This window comes from Nostoc sp. ChiSLP03a, from assembly GCF_034531215.2.
In the GTDB taxonomy this organism is placed as follows: domain Bacteria; phylum Cyanobacteriota; class Cyanobacteriia; order Cyanobacteriales; family Nostocaceae; genus Nostoc.
Window position 1 is genome coordinate 75,467 of the sequence record NZ_JAVRBQ020000127.1, and the last position, 26,593, is coordinate 102,059.

Consider the following 26,593-nt stretch of genomic DNA (forward strand, 5'->3'; position numbering starts at 1 on the left):
ACCCCGATATAAACTTGAATCGAAACTATCCAAACATCCAAAAGGCTAAGTCAAAATTCCCCTTAATATATTTGTCTAAACCCTTGTAAAAAATGTCAATACGTTTTGGTAATCAACAAGTAAAAACGTATATTTTTACAAGGGTTATAGCTAATATAGTTCTACTAAATATAAGATAATACAATTTGAAGACTAGGGAATGTTTAATGTAATAACTTTCATGCCCTAGTTGAGATTTATCGATTTAATTCAAAGAGAAACCTTGCTATTAATCGGTTGATCCAACCATTGATAAGGGCGATATTCCACTAAGCGGACATTCCAAGGCCCTTGCACGCGATAGCTGACACCGCGCCAGGTGACTGTTGATGTCCACAGGGATGATAGCATCGCTAACCCATAAACCCACTGTGTTAAGGGAATCCCAATTAACATTTTAATGATTGTAGCAGCTGATAATTTAGCGATCGCCTGGTCATTAGAGCGAACTACTCGCTGTATCTCTAATTCCAACACCAGCATGATCAAGAGTAAGGCGACAGTATAGACTCCATAGCAGCCTAACAACAGAGCCGCAGCTTCCCATTTTGCCTCTAACAACGACTCTAGAACTAACACGAACAGTAGAGTCGGAAACAAAATGCTAGAAACAGCTTCACTTACAAGAGCCAACCAACGGGGATGATACAGTCGAGAAAAAAGGATAAGGCGCTTGAGATAATCTATTAAGTTGAATAAATCAATCTCTTCACGATTGACTATTAGCAGCGAAGGCACAAACTTTACCTGAAAACCATGTTTTTTCAGGATGTCGTGCATCATAAAATCTTCGCCTAAAGCTTGTCCCCACTTATCTAGCAGTTCTGTTTGGCGAAGTACTTCTGTTTTCACAGCCAAAGTTCCACCCCAAGGAATCTGGAAGATAAACATTTGCACTACTGTGGAGACATTGCCGACGTACCGCACTAAAGAACCCCAATACCTACCTGTTGGTACGTACCACCGATTGCCAGTTGTTGCGCCTACTTTCGCATCGCCTAGAGGACTGACTAATTCTCGTAGCCAATTGAGATGAACTATAGTATCAGCATCGACTAAAGCAACCACCTTGTAGGAGTCGTCCAACTCTCGGACAGCTTGGATTAAAGAACTGCATTTGAGACTACAAGTGTTGCGTACTATTCTCAAAGGGCTGATTTGAACGTTGGTTGCTTCTTGCTCAGTGATGGTTTCACTAGCAATTTTCCAAGCGGGATCTTCGTGACTATCAACGATTAATTTTAAATCATATTGTGGATAGTTTTGATTTAGGAGCGATCGCAAACATCTAGGCAAAAACGGATCGGCTCCGCGTAAGCAAAGAATTACTGCTGTTTTGGGTAGCTGATCGTCTGGTAATAAATTTTTTTTAGACGAGCGCAGATACCATATAAAGACAAGCGTAAAACACACCTGAATAACCAGCCAACCCGTCAAAGACTTAGACAGAAATATTGCCAAATCTTCCATTAAATTTTTAGTCTCCGACAGAATGAGGGATTGGGGAAGGTGGGGCCCCCTCTGGGGATAAGGGGTAATGGGGATTAGGAATTGGGGACTGGGGATTGAGAATTAGGAATTGGGGATTGGGGATTGAAAATCAGAAGTATTTCCTAAACAAGGAGTCCCTAGTCCCCAGTACCCAGTCCCCAGTACCCAGTCCCCAATCACCTTTACGAATCAAGTGAATATTTCATGATGATGGTCACTGTTGTATTTTTGTTGACAACAAAACTGGCATCACGAAACTTTGGTGTACCTGTTTGTATAGAGACAGTTGGATTTTTAGAAATTCCAAAACCTTCTTTGGGAATACCGAAAAAGTCTTTATTGAGTTTGCGATCGCCATTTTGATCGTCAACTACAGCGACAGCATAAGTTCCAGGCTTCAAACCGAAGAATTCTTTTTTTACAGAAGTGCCAGTAATTTTAGCGCAGCCACTTTGAGCTTCACTAGTACTACTCATTGGAAATCCTTTTTCATTTGCATAAACTCGAAAGCAAATCTCACCTTTTTTGTGATGTATTCCATTTACTACAACATTAAGTGTTGCAGTTGGCTCTGCGTTCACTGTTTTAGCAAAACTGATGCTTGCTAAAGTAGCAAGCAAAACATGAGATAGTTGAAATAGTTTCAGCATAATTTTGTAATCAAGATAAGTGATTTTGAGGCTGATAGAAAGGCGCGTTAGTCAGCTTTGATTTGTGAACTGATTCTTTCAAAGAATGACTTGCTCTTCTTTAATGAATGCTGTTTTCCAACCTTTCCAAAGTACTTGCAGCGCATTTAGCAAATCTTTCAGCAAAAGATATTCTGTCCCTTTTAACTGCTGATATAGACTTATATGACAACATAGCCGCTCATATAAACTCAGAGGACAACACCAGATGGAGAATATATATTCCCAAATCATTCTCCAATGTGGCAATAAAATTTTTCCTTTCTTTGCTGAATCAAACCACACTGCATACCCATAAAAATCGGGGAGCATACTCAAGAATGATTTTTGGTTTGTATTTGTTAACAACAAATAATTGGGAAAAAACATACTCATTGATTGTTGCGGATGACTTCTGATGAAAAACAAGCATTCAGGGATTTCATAAAACCTACCGAGAATACCAAGTCTTAACAAGAGAATTCCATCTGCATTACCATAACCACCCATAGGCGGTATCTTTTTCAAAACACTAGCGCGAATTACCCCGTAACATTGATAACATAAATGCTTGGTCAGCAATTCGTGAAAACGCTCCTGTGCTTTTAGTGCATCAGCCTTAACTTTGATATCGTAATTTTGGATAAAATTCCCCTGTTCATCAATGAAATATGCCTGGGAGTGACACAAGATTATAGTAGGATCTTGGTCAAGTACCTCAACACACTTCTTGATAAAATCTGGAGAATGTAAATCGTCATGAGCTGCCCATTTAAAATACTCACCCGAAGACAGTTTCAAGACGCGATTAAAGTTACCAGCACAACCGATATTTGTGTCATTGCGGTAGTAACAAATACGTTGGTCTTGCTCGGCATAAGCTCTACAAATTTCCTCAGTTTTATCTGTCGAGGCGTTATCTGAAATAATAAGTTCAAAATCTTCAAAGGTCTGAGCTAAGAGTGAGTCTATGGCTTCTTTGAGAAATTGTTCACCATTGTATACAGGTAATCCGATGCTCAATCGTGGCTGATTGCTACTCATAGAAAACAAGTATTCGGAAAATCTGTGGATTATTTTCTGCTTAATCGTAATTAGGTAGATGCAACGTAAGAATTCAGAAGTCAGAATTCAGGAGTCAGGATTAAGGATACTTTGATACCAATCTGAATCATTTCAAGTAAATCAAGTGTCTTCTAGCTTCTTCATTTTGTAATTATTCGGAATTCTGATTCTTGACTCCTGAATTCTCAAAAATCTGTAACCTATTTCATCAAGCTTTGAATATCTGTTTTTTGCAGCCATTCATGTGTTTGCTGCATTCCTAATTCTAGGTCAATTGTTGGTTTATAATTTAACAGATTTTGGGCTTTAGTAATGGAACAAGCGTAAGGACGAGTCATAAAATCTATAGACTCTGGTAAAATATCAACTTTTTTCCGAAACAGTTTTTGTCCTTGAACGCGTAGTTTTAGAAACAATTTGATTTCATCTTTCGATAATGAAAGAGGGGCTTGTAAATCTTCCATTGCTGCTAAACGCATAAAATACTCTTTCCAGGAAGTTTCTTGTCCATCGGTGATATTAAATATTTCACCGTAGATTTCTTTTTCCATCGCTAAAAAGATGCCATCAATCAGGTTATCTATATATACATGATTGATTACTCCTTTAGCATCATTGGCGCAAGCAAATAATTTTTGGCGCATCATCAGAATTGGTCTAACTATCCAGGGAATACTTCCAGGGCCATAAATATCTCCGGCTCGAATAATGATGATGCCAAAATCTGACGGATTATTCAGTTCTAAAAGTGCTGTTTCGGCTTCAATTTTCGTTTGACAGTAGGGATTATTTTCGCCAGAAAGTGGGCCGGATTCTGTAACACTATCAGGATAGTTAAAACCGTAAACCATCACACTAGATAAATGCACAAATGTTTTGACACCAGCTTGTTTAGCAGCTTTAGCCATGTTGACAGTACCGCCAACATTCACATCACGAAAATGCTTAATTGCACCAGCTTCTTCAGCAATTTGCTCTGTATGTAAAACGATATCTACTCCCTGACAAGCCTTTTGAGCAATAGTAGAATCGGTGATATTACCAATAATTACCTCTACACCTAAATTCTGTAATTGTTTGTTCTGTTCTGTAGAACTTTGTAGTCCACGAACCTTCATCCCTTGCGCTATGGCTAACTCGGCTGTACGCAAACCGACAAATTCATTAATCCCGGTAATTAGGAGAGTTTTGTCTTTGAGGTTCATAAAATCGAAATTATTGTTAAATACGTGAATTTGATTTGTTAGATAAAAGACTTAAAGTAATACCAAACTTCAATAATGGTAAATACTTTTAATCTCAAATCTAAACTTTGTATAAGAAAAATTTTTCTGGAGAGAGGTTGCATTAATACTTAGTTATCAGTTTAGATCGTGGCAAAATAATTAAATTATTTTGCTACCAAGTAGTTAGAAAATATCTCCCGGATCTGCGGAGCGAAGTTTATTGATAGCAAGCGCTCCTGATGTTATACACATTAAGACTGTTGAAGTTAAGACGATCGCTGCATTATTAGTGGTCATAACTATTGGTAGTTTAGTTGCTTCTGCTGCAAAACTATACAATAAAACAGAAGTAAGAAATCCTGGGATATAACCCAATATTGCCAAAATCAAAGCTTGCTGAAATACTACATTTAATAAATAGCTATTGGCATAACCGATGGCTTTTAAAGTGGCGTAAGCAACGAACTGTGTAGCAATATTGCTGTAAAGAATTTGATAAACAATAACCACACCAACTACCGCAGCCATTGTCAACATCAAGTTAAGAATAAAACCAATTGGTGTTCTAACAGCCCAATAGTTTTTTTCAAAATCAATGAAGCCTTGGCGGGTAAAAACTTGGACATCACTAGGCAAATTTGCCTGTAAATTTTTCAGTACTTTTTCGGCATTAGCACCAGGTTTGAGTGAAATCAAGCCAATATCGATCATATCTGCTGGACGAGTATTGGGATTTATCCTCAAAAAAGTGGAGTCACTAACAAGTAAATTTCCATCTACCCCAAAGGAAGGACCTAATGTGAATAAGCCACCAATTCTCACTCGATAACCAATTAATGAATTGTAGGGAAATATTTCAATTGTCTGTGCAGTCTCTCCCGCATTAAATTTTTCAGCTATTGGGCCAAACTCTGGGCGAGAACCTCGGTCAAAAAGCACAACATCGGGAATTTTGAGTTTATCTAAATTTTTCTCAACTTCTGGAAGATTCATCACAGGTCTACCTGGATCGAAACCAATAACATATATTGAATATTTTTCACTAGTAGCCGGATTTTTCAGTTTGGCAAATTGCAAATACATGGGGCTAACTGACTCTACGCCATCAAACCCCAAAGATTGATATAAACGAGTCCGCGAAAAACTTTGATTTGAGGTCAAAGATTTATATTGCGAACTAACTAAAAATAAATCTCCCTTGAGATTCTGATGAACTGCGGTTGCACTGGAATAGAGGGCATCTTGAAAACCAAGTTGCACAAACATTAGCAGCACAATAAAGCCAATCCCGGCTACAGCTACTAATAAACGAACTTTTTGCTGGGCTAGCTGTAGCCATGCTAAAGGAATTTTGAAAATCATGGATTTATTTATTATTTGTCATACCCTGCGGGAAGGCGAAGCGCCTATGTCATTTGTCATTGGTCATTGGTCATTTGTGAATGACCTATGCCCTATGACTAAATATGAATGGTGACATCGACTTGTAAGTTAGTGAAACGAGCGACCTTTTCACTGTCGGCGGGATTATCAATGGAGATTTTTACTTCCACTATTCTGCGGTCTGTATCTGAACCAGGATTGAGGCTAAAGATGCTTTGTTTGTCAACTTGCCAACCAATTTCTTTTACAGTTCCTTTTATTGTTCCAGTAAATGCAGTGCTGGTAATGGTGGCTTTTTGTCCTACACGCACTTTTTGAACATCGGTTTGATACACCTCTGCAATCACATACATTTGAGATGTCTTACCTATCTCAGCAAATCCTTTGTTGGTGCTAATTACTTCTCCGGTTTTGGCGTGAATTTTCAATATTTTGCCATTTATAGGAGATTTGATGTAGCTTAAATCCAAGTCGGCTTTTGCTTGTTGAACAGAAGTTGTGGCACTGTTGACTTCGGTTTGTGCAACTTGAACGTCTACGCTACGCACTTCGCTAATACTGGTGAGTTGCGCTTGCGCTTGTTTGCGTTGTTCTTGGTATGTATCTTGAGTTCGCTTGAGGGTGGCTTGAGCTTCTGTTAGCTGCTGTTGTGTAGTCTTTAGTTGCAAAGCTTTGCTATCTGCTACAGAAGCCGCGATCGCACCTTGTCTATATAATTGCTGATAGCGATTATTCTCGGCTTGAGCGTTGTCTACTTCCGCTTGGATGCGGTCAATTGTCGCCTGTTGTGTCGCAACGTCTCCTTTATATTGTGGCTCTAACCGGGCAATTACAGCCTTTTGAGCATCAACATCTCCAGTTTTACCTCCAGATTTCACCTGCGCTAATTTCGCTTTGGCAACTTGGAGTTGGTCTAAAGCCTGTTGCAATGCGGTTTTAGAACGACCATAATTTTCGAGATAGGCCAATAATTGCCCTGCTTTAACCGCATCTCCTTCTTTCACCAACAGTCTATCTACTCGCACCCCATTATTAGAAGTGGGAGCAGTCAAAGTAGTAACTTCGCCTTCTGGCTCTAAACGTCCCAAGGCTGTCACAGCAACTTTCGCAGGAGCAGCAGCTTTGGGAGGATTTGCTGGCGATGTCACAACTTTGGGTTTAGACCAATAAGGTGTCAAACTATAGAAAGCGATTAATCCAGCCGCTAAAGTCAGAGAAGCTGCTAAAATTACTTGCGATCGGCCTACGGGTTTTCTGAATAATCGACTTTCTTTATTTACTGCCATATTTTCATTCCAATTCTGCTTTTTTAGAGAATATCCTGGTTATATTTAGTCGATTAAAATAGACTCATCCGCAAATTCCCAAGAGGGCTTTTCCTCTAGGTTTTCTACCTCGTTCGAGTGGATGGTTCTAAATTGGTTTTATATGAATTGTTGTACGCTTTTACCGCCCAAACTTAGTATTGTGGCGTGAAAATTAATGGCGTGTTACTTCAAAGCTTCCTAAGTTATATCCTATTTTGTCATCTAATCCCGTAGCGTAAAATACAATAGCGCTAGTCAGCAAACTTAACTCTCAAGAACAACCAAGCGCTAATAAAAATGAGATCAAAACCTGGATAAACTTGTTATCAAGTATGGACTAAAAATTGATTATTGTCAACTAATTGAATTTGTATAAATCCTGATTATCTCACTAAAACATTTCATCACAATCAAATGATGTGCTGAAAAAATGTACCAATTGCTAATCTATTGTCTAGCAAGTGAAAACGTACAAATAGTTCGTTATTAAGCAGATTTGATATTACTAACAGATTATTATTATCGAGGTTGTGTAATATCAGACATTCTTATTGTTTTTGATTCTACTAATTCAATGCATGAAGTGATACTTTGGTGAGTTAACGGACGTTAAAAGGGCGGTTATAAACCGCGTCTACACGAGGCAAAACCTTTTAACTGATGCAATCATGATTATGTTTATCAAGTAACATACTAAAAATTAATATTTGCTTTATAAATAACCACTTTGCTTCTTAAGTTAACTTATATTAAAAAATAACCAGCAATTTTGACTCAATTATGATATTTTTCTGAAAAATAATACTGATAGTTATTGGCTTTATCTATGTATTCATTCAATTTTGACTTACTAGACAACAGATTTGTAGTGTTAACTTAACCAAGAGAATATTTATTAGGACTTACGCAAAAATTGCTAAAAAGCTTAATTTATCGAACCGCCAAGACGCCTTCTCTACGAGACACTACGTGAACGCGCAGCGTCTCGCAGAGAAGAGCGCCGAGAATTCGTAGAGTGTGCGTAAGTCTTATTTATGTTTAACCCGTAGATAACAAAATTTTTCACATATTTATTTAGTTATAAATTATACTTTTATGCTAAATTTATTCAAAATTTCTATCATTAAGAGTATATGGTTATTTATAAAATAAGTTTAAAGGAATGATTTAGTTTCTGTAAAGTATGCTAGTGTTTTTATTAATTCAATGCTTTAAAGTGGTTATACAAACTAGTTATTTAATTAATATTTTGAAATTAAAAATAACTAAAAATAACTGCGTTGTCATTACCTAGAGATCGTTTAATTACTTTTTCAACTTGCATAAACTCGGATTAAAGGTGGTGTCTTTTCTGTAACGAAATTGTCAACTTTACTGGGTCATATACCATAAAATATATTATCCTGGACGTTAAAACTAGCTATGACATTGATTGAGATACAGAACGTTTTTATTAACACCAGCTATGTTGCTGTGTTTAGGCTAGATAATAAAACGGTTTCGGGTGAAAAAATGTTTCTGTTTCCTTAGTTACTCCTCAGTTTTCTTCGCTCCAGTAGGATACTATTGCTCAAAATCTCTACTATTACAAATGGATTGAATTCACTGGTCAAGCAGCTATTACACTCCAAGACTATTTTACCAGTTTCAACAACGTCATCGACCTATTGCCACGATATCAAGAGTCTAGCGTTGGATAACATTTTTTCGTGATCCCAGTGTGCCAAAGTTGCCTGGAAACATAAGGCTTTACCCCGGCAGTATGTATCGTGTGGTGTCGATTTGGAGGCAAGCATTTAGCAAAGATAAGATAGCTAATTGCTTACAAAACGAGAGATTTTCATTATTTAGTAGGCAACAGAATTACTGTAGCTACACAATCCACAGTACTAACTATGCCCTATGTCTGCTTATTCGATTGATACTGCCTTAGCTGAGTTAGAAAGCCTTATCAATAATTGTGAAAAGGCTGTGATGAGGTCTATAGAGGAAAAAAACATGAAGTCAGATAAATCAGATAAATCAGTGTCAATTAACAAAATTAACAGACAATTACAACACAATCCTATCGCCATTGTTGGGATGGCTTCTCTATTGCCTCAAGCCAGAAATTTACGCGAATATTGGCAAAATATAGTAAACAAAATGGACTGTATTACTGATGTTCCTTCTACTCACTGGAGTGTCGAAGATTATTACGATCCAAATCCTAGAACTACTGAAGATAAAACCTATTGCAAAAGAGGTGGGTTTCTTCCAGAGGTAGATTTTAATCCGATGGAATTCGGCATACCACCCAGCATTTTAGAAGTCACAGATGTATCGCAACTATTAAGTTTAGTGGTTGCAAAAGAAGCGATGGAAGATGCAGGTTATGGCGAAAACCGTGAATTTAACCGCGAGATGGTTGGGGTAATCTTAGGCGTGGCGATGGCCAAGCAATTAGGAATGCCACTTTCAGCTAGGTTGGAATATCCGATTTGGGAAAAAGCACTCAAAAGCAGTGGTTTATCCGATGAAGATACCCAAAAAATCGTTGATAAAATCAAAAGCGCTTATGTGAAGTGGGATGAGAACGCTTTCCCTGGAATGTTAGCTAACGTAGTCGCCGGACGAATTGCCAATCGCCTGAATTTTGGCGGGATGAATTGCGTAGTTGATGCTGCTTGCGCTAGTTCTTTCGGTGCTTTAAAAATGGCAATTAGCGAGCTAGTTGAGCATCGCTCTGACATGATGCTGACTGGTGGTGTTGATACCGATAACACCATCATGGCTTACATATCTTTCAGCAAAACACCGGCTGTTTCTCCTAGTGAAAATGTCAAACCTTTCGATGCTAAGTCAGATGGAATGATGCTGGGTGAAGGTATCGGGATGATTGTCCTCAAACGGTTAGAAGATGCTGAAAGGGACAACGATAAAATATATGCCGTAATTAAAGGTATTGGTACTTCCAGCGATGGACGTTACAAGAGCATTTATGCTCCCCGCAAAGAAGGCCAAGTCAAAGCTTTAGAACGCGCTTATGAAGATGCCGGCTTTTCTCCCGCTACTGTTGGTTTGATGGAAGCACATGGCACTGGTACAATGGCTGGAGATCCGACAGAATTCGGTTCTTTAAAAGACTTCTTTGATGTACACGATCGCAAAAAGCAGCATATCGCTTTGGGTAGTGTGAAATCGCAAATTGGACACACAAAAGCGGCTGCGGGTGCGGCGAGTTTGATTAAAACTGCTTTGGCTTTACATCACAAAGTATTACCGCCCACAATTAACATTACCGAGCCAAACCCTAAACTCAACATTAAAAGTTCATCCTTTTATTTGAATACCGAAACTAGACCTTGGATTCGTCCAGAAGGGGAAGCACCCAGACGCGCAGGTGTAAGTTCCTTCGGCTTTGGTGGAACCAACTATCACGTCGTTTTGGAAGAATATGAAGCCGACCAAAACACCGCTTACCGCTTACATAGTGGTGCTAGTGAAGTGCTGTTGTTTGCTCCCACAGTAGAGCAATTGTTGAGCAAATCGGAAGAGATTTTAGGTAAGTTGCGATCGCCAGATGCATTGGCATATTACGCACAATTAGTCAATGAGTGCAAATCGCCACAAATTCCCCTCTCTGCTCCCCGATTTGGGTTTGTCGCGGAGAATCTCGAAGAAGCTTGCAAGTTGCTGCAAACTAGCATTGACTGGCTGAAACTCAAAGGTTCAGCAGCATCTTGGGAACATCCCCAAGGGATTTATTACCGTGCTTCTGGTATGGAGTTGGGTGGAAAAGTTGTCTCTCTATTTTCTGGTCAAGGTTCGCAATACTTGGAGATGGGACGCGAACTGGTGATGAATTTTCCTTTGATGCGCCGTCTTCATGGCTATATGGATAGCCTGTTGCTCAAAGATAATTTGCAGCCGTTGTCAGAAATCGTTTTTCCTCATCCTGTGTTTGGAGAGGCAGAAAAAAATGTCCAAATTGCTGCCTTGCAACGCACAGAATACGCTCAACCAGCCATCGGGGTGTTGAGTGCAGGGATGTACAGCATCCTGCAACAAGCTGGGTTCAAGTCAGATTTTGTAGCGGGACATAGCTTTGGTGAACTAACAGCGCTATGGGCTGCGGGGGTTTTGAGTACGGAAGATTACTTGTTCCTGGTGAAAGCTAGGGGTCAAGCAATGGCTGCACCCGAAGACCCAGATCATGATGCGGGAAGTATGCTGGCTGTTAAAGAAGACATCAGCAAAGTGGAAGCAGTGCTGAGACATTTTCCGCAAGTTGCGATCGCTAATCAAAATTCTCCGACTCAATTTGTCTTGGCTGGGCCGACCGCAGAAATAGCGAGAATCAAAGAAGCTTTACACGAGAAAGGATATACGGCTGTATTACTACCTGTTTCAGCAGCGTTCCATACACCGCTAATCGCCTTTGCTCAAAAATCCTTTGCGATCGCCACCAAGTCTGTTAAATTCCAAAGTCCCAAAATCCCTGTTTACAGCAACGTTACTAGTAAGCAGTATCCCAAAGAAGCGCAAGGTATTCAAAAAATCCTCGAAAGCCACCTTTCTAACTCGGTGCTGTTTAAGCAGGAAATTGAAAATATCTATGCGGCGGGTGGTACTTGCTTTGTGGAATTTGGGCCGCGGAGAATTCTTAGCAACTTGGTGAAAGATATCCTTGGCGATCGCCCACATATTACCGTATCTTTGAACCCCAGCACTCAAAAGAATAGCGATCGTTCTTTGCGGGAAGCAGTTGTGCAGTTGCGGGTGATTGGTTTGGCTTTGAATAACCTCGATCCTTACCAACTTCCCCAAACCATCCCCCCAATTGAGACGAAGAAGACATTAAATGTCCGTTTAAACGGGATAAACTACAGATCCGAAAAAACGAAAAATGCCTTCGCTCTAGCTTTGCAGGATGGGCATAAAGTCACATTACCCACCCCTGAATATTCTGATGCGATTCCTTTATTTAGCAGCCCAGGTGTGACTCCACCTATAGCAGCGATCGAAACTAACGGACATAAAAAACTTACCCCAGCAATGAACGGTGTGACTGCTAGTATCATCACCCAGCCAGAGCAACAGATGAATCCTGTTACCCTGTCACAACCAGCCCAGGAATCTAAGATGCAACCAACACCAGAAAAGCTTACAAATTACGAACAACTTTTAGCAAGTTTAGAATATCTCTTGACACAGTTCCAGGAAAATCAAGCTGAGAATTTACAAGTTCATGGTACTTATCTCAACCATCAAATGGAATATGCTAAAGTGTTTTTCCAATTGATGCAGCAGCAGAATTCCTTGTTAAGTGAAAGTAAATCAACAGCCGAAACTGCCAAAATGAAGCTAGTTGTCATGGAAAGCTTAGAGCGTAGCATGATGCAGTTTCATTCCCAACAAGGTGAAACTCTACGCATCCATGAACAATATCTTCAAGAGCAGCTGGAATATACTAAAAACTTTTTCCAACTCATCCAGCAAGAATATTCTCAAATCATCTCTGGTGATGGAGCAACCCAACTAACAGAGATAAGTAATTTCACTCCCTTCACAACAGAAGCACCAGTACCCGCCACTACCAAGATAGTAGAAAGCCAGCCTTTGCCTGTAACTGAGCCTGTAGCTAAAAATGGCTTAAATGTCACCCAAGAACCTCTCGTGCCCGCTCCACAGGTGGTAGAGCCAGTAGTTGAAATTCCTGTATCCCCCACTGCTAAGAAGGATGAAAATTCTTCTTCTTTGCTCCCTAATCTTTTCTCAACAGAGACAGTAGAGCCTGTAGCGGCATCACCGGTTCCTCCAGTAGTAGAACCCCAACCTGAAGTTGTAGTCAAAATTAGCTCACCTCCAGTTAACGAAATTGTTGCATTCACCCCAGAACCAGCACCCACAACTGCTGCACCTGTATCTGGCGCAACCATCGATATTGTTGACTTGGATAAAAACCTCTTAGCCATCACCAGCGATAAGACCGGCTACCCAGTCGAGATGCTGGAAATGGACATGGATATGGAGGCTGATTTAGGAATTGACTCCATCAAACGGGTGGAAATCTTAGGGGCGCTACAGGAAATGTACCCCAACCTACCCAAACCCAATTTAGAAGAACTCTCAGAAAAACGCACCATCGGTCAAGTTGTAGAGTATCTGCAATCCCACGCTTCCAAAAGTATTACTGTAGAAATTGCAGTTCACGAAGTACAACAAGCAACTGAGATTGCAGTAGAGGCTGCACCCGTAGTTGAGGTAGTCGCTGCACCGGAACCAAGCGTAGTTGTCGCATTCACCCCAGAACCAGAACCCGCTACAAGTTACTCCAACAAAGAGGAGCTAGTGCTGAAGACGGGTTTCCCGTCGCAGGCGACTGGCGTTGGACTGGCGAACCCGGAGGGTGATGAATTTGCAAACTTAGGTGAAACCCTGTTAGCCATCACCAGCGATAAGACCGGCTATCCAGTCGAGATGCTGGAACTAGAAATGGACATGGAAGCCGACTTAGGAATTGACTCGATTAAAAGGGTGGAAATTTTAGGGGCGATGCAAGAAATGTACCCCAACTTACCCAAGCCAAATATCGAAGAACTCGGCGATCTTCGCACCATCGGTCAAATAGTCGATTACCTACAGCAGTTGGCTGGAGGTGAAAAAAAAAAGTCTGAGCCTGAGTTTGTCCAACAACCACCGGAATTAGAGCATACTATCCAGCGCCATCCGGTCAAACTCAGAAGCCTAGCACAGCCCGATTACTTGGATTTCACGTTACCAGAGGGACACATCGGTTTAATCACCGATGATGGTTCCCTCACCACTTACAAATTAGCTGAATCCCTAATCGAGAAAGGCTGGAAAGTAGTAGTTATCAGCTTCCCCCAATCGCTGATCGCCCAACAAGCGCCTTTACCCACAGGAGTAACCCGCGTCACCTTAGCAAATTTGAGTGAAGAACATCTTCAACAACAATTGCAAGCGATCGCATCTCACTGCGGAACGATTGGGGCCTTCATCCACTTACATCCGATGTTTGTAGGAAATCACACCGGCAGTATTTCTTATAACGAATCAGAAAAGGCGATCGTCAAGCACGTATTTTTGATGGCGAAACACCTCAAACCCTCTCTAAACGAAGCCGCAAAACATGGACGTAGTTGTTTCTGCACAGTTGCTCACCTTGATGGAGCCTTCGGTTTAGAGTACAAAGTCAACTTCGGTGCGATCGGCGCTGGTTTGTTCGGATTAAGCAAAACTCTGAGATGGGAATGGCCGAAGGTATTTACTCGTGCGATCGACCTAAGCCCCAGACTTGACGCTAAACAGTCAGTACAAAACATCATCGCCGAACTTCACGACCCCAACCTTTATATAAGTGAAGTTGGCTACGGCTCACAAGGACGAGTCACCATTATCGCCGATTAAAAAGTTGATTAATGTTGTGTGCAACTTTCTCTCGAACCTAACCCCCAACCCCTTCCCTACAAGGGAAGGGGAGTAAGAATCAAAGCCTCTCTCCCTGTGGGGGAGAGGTTTGGAGAGGGGGTTACAAGTATCAGTTGCACATCAAAAAACCCAATTTATGCAGGTATTCACGAGGATTTATGACACAAACAGCCCAGCTTAGTCCATCATCTGTCTTTGTCGTGAGCGGCGGTGCAAAAGGGATTACGGCTGAGTGTACTATCAGATTAGCCCAACAGCAACCCTGCAAATTCATCCTCCTCGGTCGCTCCGAACTATTAGAAACCGAACCAGATTTTGCTCAAAATTCTGATGACTCTGCATTGAAAAAATGCATCATGGAAAATCTTCTTTCTCAAGGAGAGAAGCCCACACCCATGAATGTGCAAAAAATATATAACAAAATTACCTCCAGCCGTGAGATAAAAAAGACTCTAGCAGCAATTGAAAAAACCGGAGCTAAAGCCGAATATATCAGCGTTGATGTCACAGATACGCCAGCTTTACAAGAAAAACTTGCCACTGCTGTCCAACATCTCGGCCCAATTACAGGAATCATCCACGGCGCTGGAAACTTAGCTGATAAGTTAATTGAAAAGAAAACAGAAGATGATTTTGAAAAAGTTTACACCGCCAAAGTTCAGGGTTTAGAAAACCTGCTAGCTTGCGTCAACCCTAGTCAACTTCAGCATTTAGTTTTGTTTTCTTCAGTAACAGGATTTTACGGAAATCCTGGACAATCTGATTATGCGATCGCAAATGAAATTCTGAACAAATCAGCCTATATATTTAAGCAAAGTTATCCTTCATGTCATGTCGTCGCTATCAACTGGGGTGCTTGGGACAGTGGGATGGTGACAGCAGAATTAAAGAAGATTTTTCAAGAGCGAAAAATTGAAATAATTCCGATTGCAGTTGGGGCACAAATGCTCGTTAAAGAAATGGATAATATCAATCATGCAACCGCGCAAGTTGTTATTGGTAGTCCACTTGTTCCAATGGCTGCGGAGTTAGATTCAGAACTACGAACCCATCGTATCCGTCGCCAAATGACATTGGAGGCTAATCCATTTTTACACGATCATACTATTGCTGGCTCTCCAGTTTTACCAGCAACTTGTGCAATGACCTGGATTATCAATGCTTCTGAACAATTATATCCTGGTTATAGATTGTTTTATTACCAAGATTTCAAAGTTTTGAAGGGGATTACTTTTAATGAAACATTAGCGAAGGAACATATTTTAGAAATAGAAGAAATTTCCAAAGTTAATCTTGAAAGAATCAAACTTAAAGCCAAAATTTCGAGTAAAAACCCTGAAGGAAGAACCCATTTTCATTTTAGCGCTCAACTTAATCTCCAGCGTGAAATCCCGGATGCACCCATCTATGAATCTCTCAATTTCGAACCAGATAACATCATCACCGCGACAGGAAAAGATTTTTACCAAAATGGTGGGGCGACATTATTTCACGGCCCCGGTTTTCAAGAAATTAAAAGAGTTTTAAACATCAGTCCTGAAAAAATCGCAACAGAATGTTTGTGGCCAGAACTCACCGCAAAGGAACAAGGACAATTCCCCGTCCAATGGGTAAATCCTTACACAACTGACTTGAGTATGCACGCCTTATGGATTTGGACACAACACTTTCATGAAGAAGGTTGTTTACCTGGAAAAGTAGAGAAATTTGAACAGTTTGAAATGATACCACATAACGAAACATTTTATGTTTCTTGTGAAGTACTAGCTAAGACACCAAGTAGTGCGATCGCAAACTTTATCATACACGATCGCCAAGGTAAAATCTATTCACGAATGCTCGGCGCTCATGCCATTATTTGGTCAATGAAAATGCTCAGAAGCTAGTAATCTGTGAAATTTAAAGTTTGTAGTAAGGACTTTAGTCTGTGAAATCGTGGCGAATTGAGGGTTGAATTTTAAACGCAAAGGTTCGCAAAGGGAAACGCAAAGGATCGCAGAGAATTTGCTAATAATTCAACTCTAATGTTTTTACTACAAACTATCAAAGCTAGCTTAATCTTACAATTGCTATAACTTGCCTGTTTTTAAGTTTGGGGAACAGCGTAAATCCTGCCTTTTAATTATCTCTTGCTAAATACCCAAACTCGGAGCATATAAATCGTGGAAAAAATAGCCATCATCGCATTATCATGCCTATTCCCCGATGCAAAGAATCCTGAAGAATACTGGCAAAACATCGTTAATCAAAAAGATTCGACATCTTCTGCAACCGTCGAAGAAATCGGAGTAGATCCGACAATTTTTTACAATCCAGTTAAAGGTATACCAGACAAAACTTATTCCCTAAAAGGCGGATACATCCGCAACTTCCAGTTTAATCCATCTGAATACAATCTACCATTAGAATTTGTTGATAGCTTAGATAACACCTTCAAATGGTCATTGTATGCCGCTAAACAAGCAATTGAACAAAGTGGTTATTGGGGTAATCAAACTGTTCTGGCAAAATGTGGCGTAATTTTAGGTAATTTATCATTCCCAACAAAGCTATCTAATCAATTATTCTCTCCAATTTACCAGCAGGCTATTAATCCTGCGGTCAGAGAACTTTTGCAGGATGAAGATTTTGATTTAGCTTTCCCAAGTGCAACTAAAGCGTCTTTATACAATGCGATGATATCTGGTTTACCAGCATCTATCGTTGCTCAAGCACTATCTTTATCCCAGATTAATTTATGTCTGGATGCTGCTTGCTCATCATCATTTTACGCGATTAAACTAGCATCTCATTACTTATGGTCACACAAAGCTGATGTCATGTTAGCTGGAGCCATAAGTTGTGCAGATTCCTTATTTGTGCGGATGTTATTTTCCGGTGTTCAAGGATATGCAGAAAACGGCATTAGCCGCCCCTTAGATAAATCCTCTAGAGGGCTAATTCCCGCCGATGGTGTTGGGATGGTAATGCTGAAAAGATATTCTGATGCCGTTAAAGATGGTGATAATATTCTTGCCACTATCTGCGGTAATGGACTCTCAAATGATGGCAAAGGTAAACATTTACTCAGTCCGAATCCTAAAGGGCAAATCCTAGCTTTTGAACGAGCCTATAACGAGGCAAAAGTTAGTCCCAAAACTATCGATTATCTAGAGTGTCACGCCACCGGCACATTACTAGGAGATACAACCGAATTCAACTCCATAGAAACATTTTTTGGTCAAAATCAAGCTGCACCTCTGGTAGGTTCTGCTAAGGCAAATACTGGTCACTTGCTAACTGCTGCCGGCATGGTTGGCTTGACTAAAGTGATTTTGAGTATGTCTCATGGTGTAATTCCAGCAACCATGAATGTTTCGGAACCTTTAACATCAGAAAATGGTACAATTTCCGCCAACAAAATTGTTAGAACAGCTACGGCATGGCCTAATAATAACGCACCAATCAAACGGGCAGCTATTAGCGCTTTTGGTTTTGGCGGTACTAATTCTCATCTGATTTTAGAGCAAGGAACTACAGGAGAATCAGTTGAATCAACTCCATCTGTTCCACCTACCAAAGTTGCCATTGTCGGCATGGATGCCTTTTTTGGTAGCTGCAATGGTTTAGATGCTTTTGAACGCAGTATTTATGATGGTACACAGCATTTTACTTCTCTACCGCCTCAAAGATGGCATGGGATAGAAAATCAAGAAAGCGTCTTGAAAGAGTACGGTTTAGCAGATGGAAAAGCACCAGTAGGGGCATACATCAAAAATTTTGAAATCGATACTTTATCGTGCAAAATCCCACCGAATGAAATCGAGAAGTTAAACCCACAACAATTGTTGTTTTTGAAAGTTAGCGATCGCGCCGTAAAAGATGCGAAACTACAGGAGGGTGGCAATGTGGCTGTGATTGTCGCCGCCGAGACAGAATTCTCTGTGCATCAGCTACAGCAAAGATGGAATCTCTCTTGGCAAGTTAAAGACGGCTTACTCAACCAAGGAATTTCTTTACCTGCTGAACAACTGGCGCAACTAGAAACCATCGTCAAAGATAGTATTCATCAACCAGTAGAAATCGGCGAATATGTAAGTCACATCGCCAACATCATGGCGAGTCGGATTTCGGCTTTGTGGAATTTCACTGGCCCTGCATTCACCGTCAGCGCTGGCGAAAATTCTGCCCTCAAGGCGTTGGAAGTTGCCCAAATGCTACTCGCTACCGGAGAAGTTGATGCAGTGGTTGTGGGTGCGGTGGATTTAGCCGGTGGTGTGGAAAATGTCTTATTCCGCAACCAATTTGCACCAATTAATACGGGTGTAAATACGTTGGGTTACGACCAACAATCAAATGGCTGGACGGTTGGCGAAGGTGCTGGTGCAGTTGTCCTCAAGCGCTACGAAGAAGCTAAGGAAGACAACGAACGCATCTATGCAGTAATTGATGCCATGAGTTTTGCACAAGGTAATTCTACTTTGAGTGACTCTCCGGTAAAACCTGATGCCTCAGCTATTAGCAATGTCTGCAAACAAGCTTTCCAGATGGCGGAGATTCAACCCACAGAGGTTAACTATGTGGAAGTCTTCGGTAGTGGCATTCCCCAGGAGGATGAAGCGGAAATCACAGGTTTACTGCAAGCTTATCCAAAAGTGGGCAATGGTTTGCACTGTGCATTAGGCAGCGTCAAAGCCAATATCGGGCACACCTACACAGCATCGGGAATTGCTAGCTTAATCAAAACCGCTCTCTGTCTTTATTACAGGTATATTCCCGCCACACCAAAATGGTCTGGTGTCAAAACACCGCAAGTATGGGAAGGTAGTCCTTTCTATGTGGCGATGGAATCAAGACCTTGGTTTGTCGATAAAGGTGGTACACGCAGAATAGCAGCAATTAATAGCATGGGTATAGATGGCAGTTACGCCCATTTAATCTTATCGGAAGAACCCAGCCAAGAGGAGCGGGATAACAGATATTTGCAGCAAATGCCTTTTCATTTGTTTCCGATCGCAGTTAGCGATTGCTCCAGTATACCCGATATCTTAAACCATCTGCAAAAATCCATTGAAGCTAGTTCTTCTTTATCAGCTACCGCCAGCCAAACATTTGCTACTTTTCAACAGCAATCTGATGCAAAATACGTCTTATCAATCGCAGGACGTAACACAAAAGATTTACTCAAAGAAATTGAATCTGCCCGCAAAGGTGTAAATAATGCCTTTGAAAATGGCACAGATTGGCAAACACCAATAGGTAGCTATTTCACAGCGAAACCATTGGGTAAAACTGGAGCAGTTGCTTATGTTTACCCCGCCGCAGTCAATTCTTATATTGGCATTGGTCGCACTGTTTTCCGGTTATTTCCGAAAGTTTTCGAGGACTTAAAAAGTAACAATCTCTACAATCGGGCTGCTGATGTTGAAAAGTTAGTTTATCCCAGAAGTTTACCTAAATTGACAACTAGACAACTAGAAACTCTCGAAAAGCAATTGTTAGATGATTCACTGGCAATGTTTGAAAGTGAAATTGCCTTTGCTAGATACATGACGGCAATTTTCCGAGATGATTTTAAAGTCAAGCCGCAATCCGTATTTGGGTATAGCTTGGGTGAAACTAGTATGATGGTTGCCCAAGGAGTTTGGAGTGATTTTGAGGGTGGAAGTAACACCTTAAACTCATCACCTCTATTTGGCGATAAGTTATCTGGACCGAAAAATGCTGTGCGTGAATATTGGGGATTAACAGATTCACCAAACAACAATTTTTGGAATACTTATGTTCTCATGGCGACTCCATCGCAAGTAAGAGAATGCCTCAAACATGAGAATCGCGTCTACTTAACTCAAATCAACACACCAGAAGAAGTATTAATTGCCGGTGATGATGCCGCCTGTAAGCGAGTAATTCAAACTTTAGGTTGCAATTCTTTCCCCGCTCCTTTCGACCATGTGATACATTGTGAAGCGATGCGATCGCAGTACGAGGAAATCAAGAAGGTAAACACCTTACCATCACAAAATCTTCCTGGTATTGTGTTTTATTCTGCCGCCGATTATCAGCCAATTGTACTTGAAAGTGATGCGATCGCGCACAACATCGCCAAAGGATTGTGCCAAGAACTTGATTTTCCGCAATTAGTTAATCGTGTCTACGATGATGGGGTGAAAATATTTTTAGAAGCAGGCGCCGGTAGTGTTTGTTCCCGATGGATTGATAAAATTCTTGGCAGCAAAGAACATATCACAGTGTCTCTAAATCGTAGAGGGATGGATGACCATGCTTCAATGGTCAAAGCATTAGCAAAATTACTCAGTCATCAGGTGAACGTAGATTTATCACCGTTGTATAGCAAAGCCCAAGAAAGCGCTAATTCAAGTAAAGCAACATTGAGAACAGTTACCTTGGGTGGGAAAGCGATCACTGCTACAATTTTGAGCGAAGAAAATCGCAAACTTGTTGAAAATTTAGTTGAGGATATTAAGTGCGATCGCTTCAAAATACAGCATCCAGATATACCTAATCTTCAACAATCTGAAATCACAGATTCTCTTAATACTTCCAACCACATAACCCCAGAAGAAACTTATTCCTCTAACATCTTGCCTCAGCCAGAAGAAGTAAAACCGAAAAATATCATTGATAACGTTTTTGAATCGAGAGAACAATTACAATCTTCTGAGTCAAGCGCAATTGGGCAGCAAAATCCTCTTTATTCGCCACCTGTCATCACTAAAAAAATTAGTAGCATCATCAGCATGTTCGATTTAAATAAGACTCAGTATCAAAAGCTCAATGCTAATAATTCAAAGATAACTAAAGCACACACTGCCTTCTTACAAGCTAGACAAGATTACAGTCAACAAATGAGCGAAATAATTCAATTGCAACTAGCTTGCGCCCAAAACTTGCTTAACGACGAATCCTAAGAATTCCAAATGTAGACTCCTGTCAATATGATTCGGTTAAGATCCCCCCGCCTACGGCGACCCCCTTTTTAAGGGGGTGAATAAAGAAAATACCCTCCTTTTTAAAGGGGGTTGGGGGGATCTTCAAGTGATAAACAAGCTAACCAAACCGTATTAAAACTTTTTCCAAGAGTTTACATCTTTCAACCTTCAACCTTATCATCCATTGTTTGTATAATCCGAGGGATAACTGCCGTGACAACCGTAGATACGGTACTAAGTAAACACGATAATGGTCTTAATTTCTCTACCTGGTCTTATAACGAAAACCAGGTTTGGAAAGGTTCTTTAGAAACTGTATCTTTCGAGAAACAAACCATCAAAGGTAAATTGATGGTGTTAAATAAACCCTGCTACATCGTGAAAGTTGCCGGAAAAATCGGTGTCACAAATGAGGGGTATTTATGCCCTGGTGATAATGGCACAACAGCACAAGTAGAACTGCTAACATTTGCAGCCCCAATCCGCATTCAACAATTTGGAGATCCGAATTTTCTCTCTTTTCATGGAGTGAAATATGCCTACGTTACTGGCGCAATGGCTGGCGGAATTGCCTCTGAAGAAATGGTCATTGCACTCGGTAAAGAACAAATTTTAAGTTCCTTTGGTGCAGGTGGTTTAACTCCAGAACGTTTGGAAGCAGCTATCAATCGCATTCAACAAGCTTTACCTCAAGGCCCTTATGCATTTAATTTAATTCACAGTCCTAATGAACCTGCGATTGAACGCCGCGCTGTGGATTTATATCTCAAATATCAAGTGAGAACAGTAGAAGCATCTGCATTTCTCGACTTGACTGTCAACATTGTTTATTATCGTGTTGCTGGATTGGGATTGAATAGTGCCAATCAAATTGAAATCAAAAATAAAGTCATTGCCAAAATTTCTCGCCGAGAAGTTGCTACTAAATTTATGCAACCAGCACCGGCCAGAATAATCAAAGAACTTCTGCAACAAGGGTTAATTACTGAGTTACAAGCAACTCTTGCAGCCAAAGTCCCAATGGCTGATGATATTACCGTCGAGGCTGATTCTGGAGGTCATACAGATAACCGTCCCCTGGTTTGTGTGTTACCTTCTATTATTGCCTTGCGGGATGAAATTCAAGCACAATATCATTACCAAACACCCATTAGAATCGGCGTTGCAGGGGGAATTGGGACACCACAATCAGCATTAGCAGCTTTCATGATGGGTGCTGCTTATATAATGACCGGTTCCATTAATCAATCATGCGTTGAATCTGGGGCTTGTGAACATACCAAAAAGTTACTAGCTCAAGCAGAAATGGCTGATATGATAATGGCTCCAGCAGCAGATATGTTTGAAATGGGAGTCAAATTGCAAGTTCTCAAACGGGGTACAATGTTCCCCATGCGAGCGCAGAAATTATTTGAACTCTATCGCGCTTATGATTCCATTGAAAGCATCCCCCTTGCAGAAAGAGAGAAATTAGAAAAACAAGTTTTTCGCAAAACTATTGCCGAAGTATGGGAAGGAACTGCGGCTTATTTGTCTCAAAAGAATCCTGAGAAACTTGGGAAAGCAGTTAATAATCCTAAACTAAAAATGGCGTTGATTTTTCGCTGGTATCTAGGATTATCTTCCCGTTGGTCTAGTTCTGGTGAAAAAGGTAGAGAAGTCGATTATCAAATTTGGTGTGGCCCGGCAATGGGCGGTTTCAATGACTGGGTACGCGGTTCCTACCTGTCTGAACCAAATAATCGTGGTGTAGTTGATGTTGCTAATCAAATTATGACTGGTGCAGCCTTTTTGTATCGCGTTCAAAATTTGAAAATTCAAGGGCTGCAAGCTTCCGATTATTACAGTCAATATCACCCTGTTCGTTCTACATCATTGTTGGAGATTTAAAAATGACTATAAAACAGTCTTTCACAGCAGACGATATTCAAATATTTTTGGTATCTAACTTAGCTAAGTTGTTAGGAGTCGCAACTGATGAAATAGATGTCACAGAACATTTAGAAAACTATGGGTTGGATTCAGCCCAAGCAATGATTTTAGTAAGTAACTTAGAAAAGTTGCTAGGATTTCAACCCTCTCCATTGTTGCTGTGGCATTATCCAAATATTGAAGCTCTTTCACAGCGTTTAGCTGAAGAAGTGCAAGATGGTTCGCCAATTCAAGATACAAAGGTAGTAGCCTCTAATGCCAACGCTGCACCCTCAATTCTAGATTTAAGTGCCGAGGCTGTTCTTGACCCTACCATCAATCCCGGTGCCGCATCTAATGTGCTTGTGGGTGAACCCAAGAATATCTTTTTAACTGGAGGAACGGGCTTTTTAGGAGCTTTTATCATCCGGGAATTGCTACAGGAAACTAATGCGGATATCTATTGCTTAGTACGTGCTGCTAATGCCGAAGAAGGCAAAAGCAAACTCCAAAAGAATTTACAACAATATGCAATTTGGCAGGAAGAATTTAAGTCCAGAATTATTCCGATTGTCGGCGATTTATCTCTGCCATTGTTAGGTGTTGGCTCTGAGCAGTTTCAAATTTTAGCTACCAATATTGATACTATCTATCATAGCGGTGCTTTGTTGAATTATGTTTTTCCATACTCAGCACTGAAAGCAGCCAATGTTTTAGGAACTCAAGAAGTTTTAAGATTGGCTTGTCAAATTAAAGTCAAGCCTGTACATTACGTTTCTAGTGTTGCTGTTTTTGAATCCACTGCTTATGCTGGCAAGGTTGTTAAAGAGCAGGATGAATTCAATCATTGGCAAGGTATTTATCTTGGTTATTCACAAACTAAATGGGTAGCTGAAAAGTTAGTCAAAATTGCTCGTGACCGTGGACTGCCTGTAACTATCCATAGACCACCTCTGATTTCTGGTGATAGCAAGACAGGCATTTGTAACACACATGACTTTATTAACTTGATGACCAAGGGCTGTCTACAAATGGGATATTTCCCTGATGTAGATTATATGTTGGATATGTCACCTGTTGACTATGTAAGTAAAGCGATCGTTTATCTATCACGCCAAAAAGAATCTATAGGTAAGGCTTTCAATTTACAACATCCCCAACCTGTTTCTTTGAAAATATTAGTTGAGTGGATACGCTCATTTGGTTATTCAGTTGAGATGATTCCTTTTGAAAAATGGCAATCTGAATTAATCAATAATGTGTCTTCTGTAGACAACCCTTTGTACACTCTGCGACCATTTTTACTGGAACGTTGGTCTGATGAACAACTGACTATTCCTGATTTGTACTTGCAAGCTAGAAGACCTCATATTAGCTGCCAAGATACTCTCCATGCACTAGCAGGTAGTTCTATTGCTTGTCCTCCAATTAATTCTCAATTGTTTATGACTTATACTGCCTACTTGATTCAAAGCGGCTTCTTGAATCTCGCTTAGGAATTCACAACTTGCGTAAAATGTGTCAAGACTAAATTGTTGCAAAAAAAATTGTAATAGCGCGGCAAGCTGAATTTATTGGGTTGAATAATTCTGGTAATGATTAAATTTTGGTTTTTCTGAGTTTTTTTAACCCAACATTTTAAGCATGTCACGCTAGTAGGTTGGATTGGAAACGAAATCCAAAATTTTCAAAAATTTGTTGAGTTTCACTTCTTTCAACCCAACCTACAAATCTTCAAAACCTACGCAGTATTGCACTGCCATCTACATCTAATGCACTATTTTAGCCTTGACACGCCACTACAAAATAATTTTCTTTAGTCCATGTTTTTTAAAACTCAGTACTACTGAATAACCAATATTTCAGATGCCAGCAATAATTCATACACTAACAGCGGCAATATAATTGCCCTGTTTTTTTATGTTCAATCATGTAAATTTTTAGTATTCATCTCTTGACATAAGCAATCGAGGATAGAATGGTTAGTGTCTGGCATAAAAGTTTAATTTTACCCGCTTGCTTTTGTGAGTAATCAAAAGTGACAGCTAGCAGTCTTAAATAACCGAGCTTCTTTAATGCCTAGCTTTTTCGATGCATAAGTCCTAAATTTACGTTTGGACTGCTACATCTATTTAATGAACCACACAAGCATTTGCAAGGGTAATAACTCAAGATATTTCTCGTTGGGTCAGATATTACGCGTACTTAATTGTAGAACGAGAACCACTGTAAATGCAACGCAGCTTCATCAAGTTGAATTCACTAACATTCTTACATGAACACAAAACATCAAGGTCAGAGCAAGAAAACTGCTCTTATTACTGGAGCAGCTGGTGGAATTGGCTACGAATTTGCATGTATATTTGCTGCTCATGATTACAATTTGGTCTTAGTAGACAGAAATGGGCCAAAGCTAGTAGAAATTGCAGTTAAGTTCCAAGAGAAATTTGGGATTTTTATCAAAACTCTTGTTAAGGATTTATCTATATCAACTGCTCCTGAAGAAATTTTCACGGAGTTGCAACTCGCCGATATTAATGTTGATGTGCTGGTAAATAATGCCGGATTTGGTATCTATGGATTATTTCACGAAACAGACCTAGCTACTGAACTGGAAATGCTACAGGTAAATTTGGTGTGTCTCACCCATTTAACTAAGCTATTCGTGAAGCACATGGTCAAGCAAGGTGAAGGTAAGATATTAAACGTCGCCTCGGCTGCTGCTTTTCAACCTGGGCCTTTGATGGCAGTTTATTTTGCTACTAAAGCTTATATCTTATCTTTTTCAGAAGCGATCGCTAATGAATTAGAAGGTACAGGTGTCACTGTGACAGTTCTTTGTCCAGGCTCAACTGCATCTGGCTTTCATGAAAGAACCGGAATGGCTGACTCGAAGTTGCTCAAGGGTAAGAGGATGATGGATGCACAAACTGTGGCCGAGATTGGTTTTCACGGTTTAATGAAAAACAAAACCATTGTTATTCCTGGTTTACTCAATAAAATACTTGCAAAATGCGTCAGATTTGTACCTAGGAAGGTGGTGACAAGAATTGTGCGAAATATGCAGGAAGATAAGTAAGCAGGTTGTCATTTGTCATTTGTCATTGGTCATTTGTCATTGGTCATTGGTCATTGGT

Annotated in this window: 12 protein-coding genes and 1 pseudogene; 7 read left to right on the forward strand and 6 right to left on the reverse strand. The window is 40.3% G+C overall.

What is annotated here, in order from left to right; all coding sequences use genetic code 11:
- Positions 1 to 249: 249 nt before the first annotated feature.
- The 6 genes from RMY32_RS20890 to RMY32_RS20915 form a co-directional block, all read right to left on the reverse strand.
- Entirely contained in the window at positions 250 to 1,509 is a 1,260-nt protein-coding gene (locus tag RMY32_RS20890) for a glycosyltransferase family 2 protein (protein WP_322709223.1), read from the reverse strand.
- 203 nt (positions 1,510 to 1,712) lie between these two features.
- Entirely contained in the window at positions 1,713 to 2,180 is a 468-nt protein-coding gene (locus tag RMY32_RS20895) for a DUF2141 domain-containing protein (protein ID WP_322709224.1), read from the reverse strand.
- A 78-nt stretch (positions 2,181 to 2,258) separates the two neighbouring features.
- Positions 2,259 to 3,242: a glycosyltransferase family 2 protein gene (locus RMY32_RS20900; RefSeq protein ID WP_322709225.1), complete on the reverse strand. Its 984-nt coding sequence runs from the start codon at positions 3,240 to 3,242 to the stop codon at positions 2,259 to 2,261.
- 221 nt (positions 3,243 to 3,463) lie between these two features.
- Positions 3,464 to 4,468: an NAD-dependent epimerase/dehydratase family protein gene (locus RMY32_RS20905; protein ID WP_322709226.1), complete on the reverse strand. Its 1,005-nt coding sequence runs from the start codon at positions 4,466 to 4,468 to the stop codon at positions 3,464 to 3,466.
- Positions 4,469 to 4,672: 204 nt separating this feature from the next.
- A complete protein-coding gene (devC, locus tag RMY32_RS20910; RefSeq protein WP_322709227.1) occupies positions 4,673 to 5,851 on the reverse strand; it encodes an ABC transporter permease DevC in 1,179 nt (392 codons plus the stop codon).
- A 98-nt stretch (positions 5,852 to 5,949) separates the two neighbouring features.
- Positions 5,950 to 7,158, reverse strand: a complete 1,209-nt coding sequence (locus RMY32_RS20915; RefSeq protein WP_322709228.1) for an ABC exporter membrane fusion protein — start codon at positions 7,156 to 7,158, stop codon at positions 5,950 to 5,952.
- Between the two features lie 1,443 nt (positions 7,159 to 8,601).
- On the opposite strand from RMY32_RS20915, the pseudogene RMY32_RS20920 reads away from it, so the two are divergent.
- The 7 genes and pseudogenes from RMY32_RS20920 (at position 8,602) to RMY32_RS20950 (ending at position 26,535) form a co-directional block, all read left to right on the forward strand.
- Positions 8,602 to 8,879 (forward strand): annotated as a pseudogene (locus RMY32_RS20920) (hypothetical protein).
- A gap of 202 nt (positions 8,880 to 9,081) precedes the next feature.
- Positions 9,082 to 14,592, forward strand: coding sequence for a polyketide synthase (locus RMY32_RS20925; protein WP_322709229.1), 5,511 nt, complete (start codon positions 9,082 to 9,084; stop codon positions 14,590 to 14,592).
- A gap of 179 nt (positions 14,593 to 14,771) precedes the next feature.
- Positions 14,772 to 16,499, forward strand: a complete 1,728-nt coding sequence (locus RMY32_RS20930) for an SDR family NAD(P)-dependent oxidoreductase (protein WP_322709230.1) — start codon at positions 14,772 to 14,774, stop codon at positions 16,497 to 16,499.
- A gap of 276 nt (positions 16,500 to 16,775) precedes the next feature.
- Positions 16,776 to 21,524 (forward strand): PfaB family protein, encoded by a 4,749-nt coding sequence (locus RMY32_RS20935; RefSeq protein ID WP_322709231.1) that lies wholly within the window; start codon positions 16,776 to 16,778, stop codon positions 21,522 to 21,524.
- 234 nt (positions 21,525 to 21,758) lie between these two features.
- Positions 21,759 to 23,435 (forward strand): PfaD family polyunsaturated fatty acid/polyketide biosynthesis protein, encoded by a 1,677-nt coding sequence (locus RMY32_RS20940; RefSeq protein WP_322709232.1) that lies wholly within the window; start codon positions 21,759 to 21,761, stop codon positions 23,433 to 23,435.
- Between the two features lie 2 nt (positions 23,436 to 23,437).
- Positions 23,438 to 24,952, forward strand: coding sequence for a thioester reductase domain-containing protein (locus RMY32_RS20945; RefSeq protein WP_322709233.1), 1,515 nt, complete (start codon positions 23,438 to 23,440; stop codon positions 24,950 to 24,952).
- A 779-nt stretch (positions 24,953 to 25,731) separates the two neighbouring features.
- Positions 25,732 to 26,535 carry an SDR family oxidoreductase gene (locus RMY32_RS20950; protein WP_322709234.1) on the forward strand — a complete coding sequence of 268 codons (804 nt, stop codon included), beginning with the start codon at positions 25,732 to 25,734 and terminating at the stop codon, positions 26,533 to 26,535.
- The last annotated feature ends 58 nt before the right edge of the window (positions 26,536 to 26,593 follow it).

Excerpts from the sequence above, each read along its gene's own strand:
- RMY32_RS20950 (WP_322709234.1), top strand. The coding sequence starts at position 25,732 with ATGAACACAAAACATCAAGGTCAGAGCAAGAAAACTGCTCTTATTACT.
- RMY32_RS20930 (WP_322709230.1), top strand. The coding sequence starts at position 14,772 with ATGACACAAACAGCCCAGCTTAGTCCATCATCTGTCTTTGTCGTGAGC.
- RMY32_RS20915 (WP_322709228.1), bottom strand. The coding sequence starts at position 7,158 with ATGGCAGTAAATAAAGAAAGTCGATTATTCAGAAAACCCGTAGGCCGA.
- devC (WP_322709227.1), bottom strand. The coding sequence starts at position 5,851 with ATGATTTTCAAAATTCCTTTAGCATGGCTACAGCTAGCCCAGCAAAAA.
- RMY32_RS20925 (WP_322709229.1), top strand. The coding sequence starts at position 9,082 with ATGTCTGCTTATTCGATTGATACTGCCTTAGCTGAGTTAGAAAGCCTT.
- RMY32_RS20945 (WP_322709233.1), top strand. The coding sequence starts at position 23,438 with ATGACTATAAAACAGTCTTTCACAGCAGACGATATTCAAATATTTTTG.
- RMY32_RS20895 (WP_322709224.1), bottom strand. The coding sequence starts at position 2,180 with ATGCTGAAACTATTTCAACTATCTCATGTTTTGCTTGCTACTTTAGCA.
- RMY32_RS20905 (WP_322709226.1), bottom strand. The coding sequence starts at position 4,468 with ATGAACCTCAAAGACAAAACTCTCCTAATTACCGGGATTAATGAATTT.
- RMY32_RS20890 (WP_322709223.1), bottom strand. The coding sequence starts at position 1,509 with ATGGAAGATTTGGCAATATTTCTGTCTAAGTCTTTGACGGGTTGGCTG.
- RMY32_RS20900 (WP_322709225.1), bottom strand. The coding sequence starts at position 3,242 with ATGAGTAGCAATCAGCCACGATTGAGCATCGGATTACCTGTATACAAT.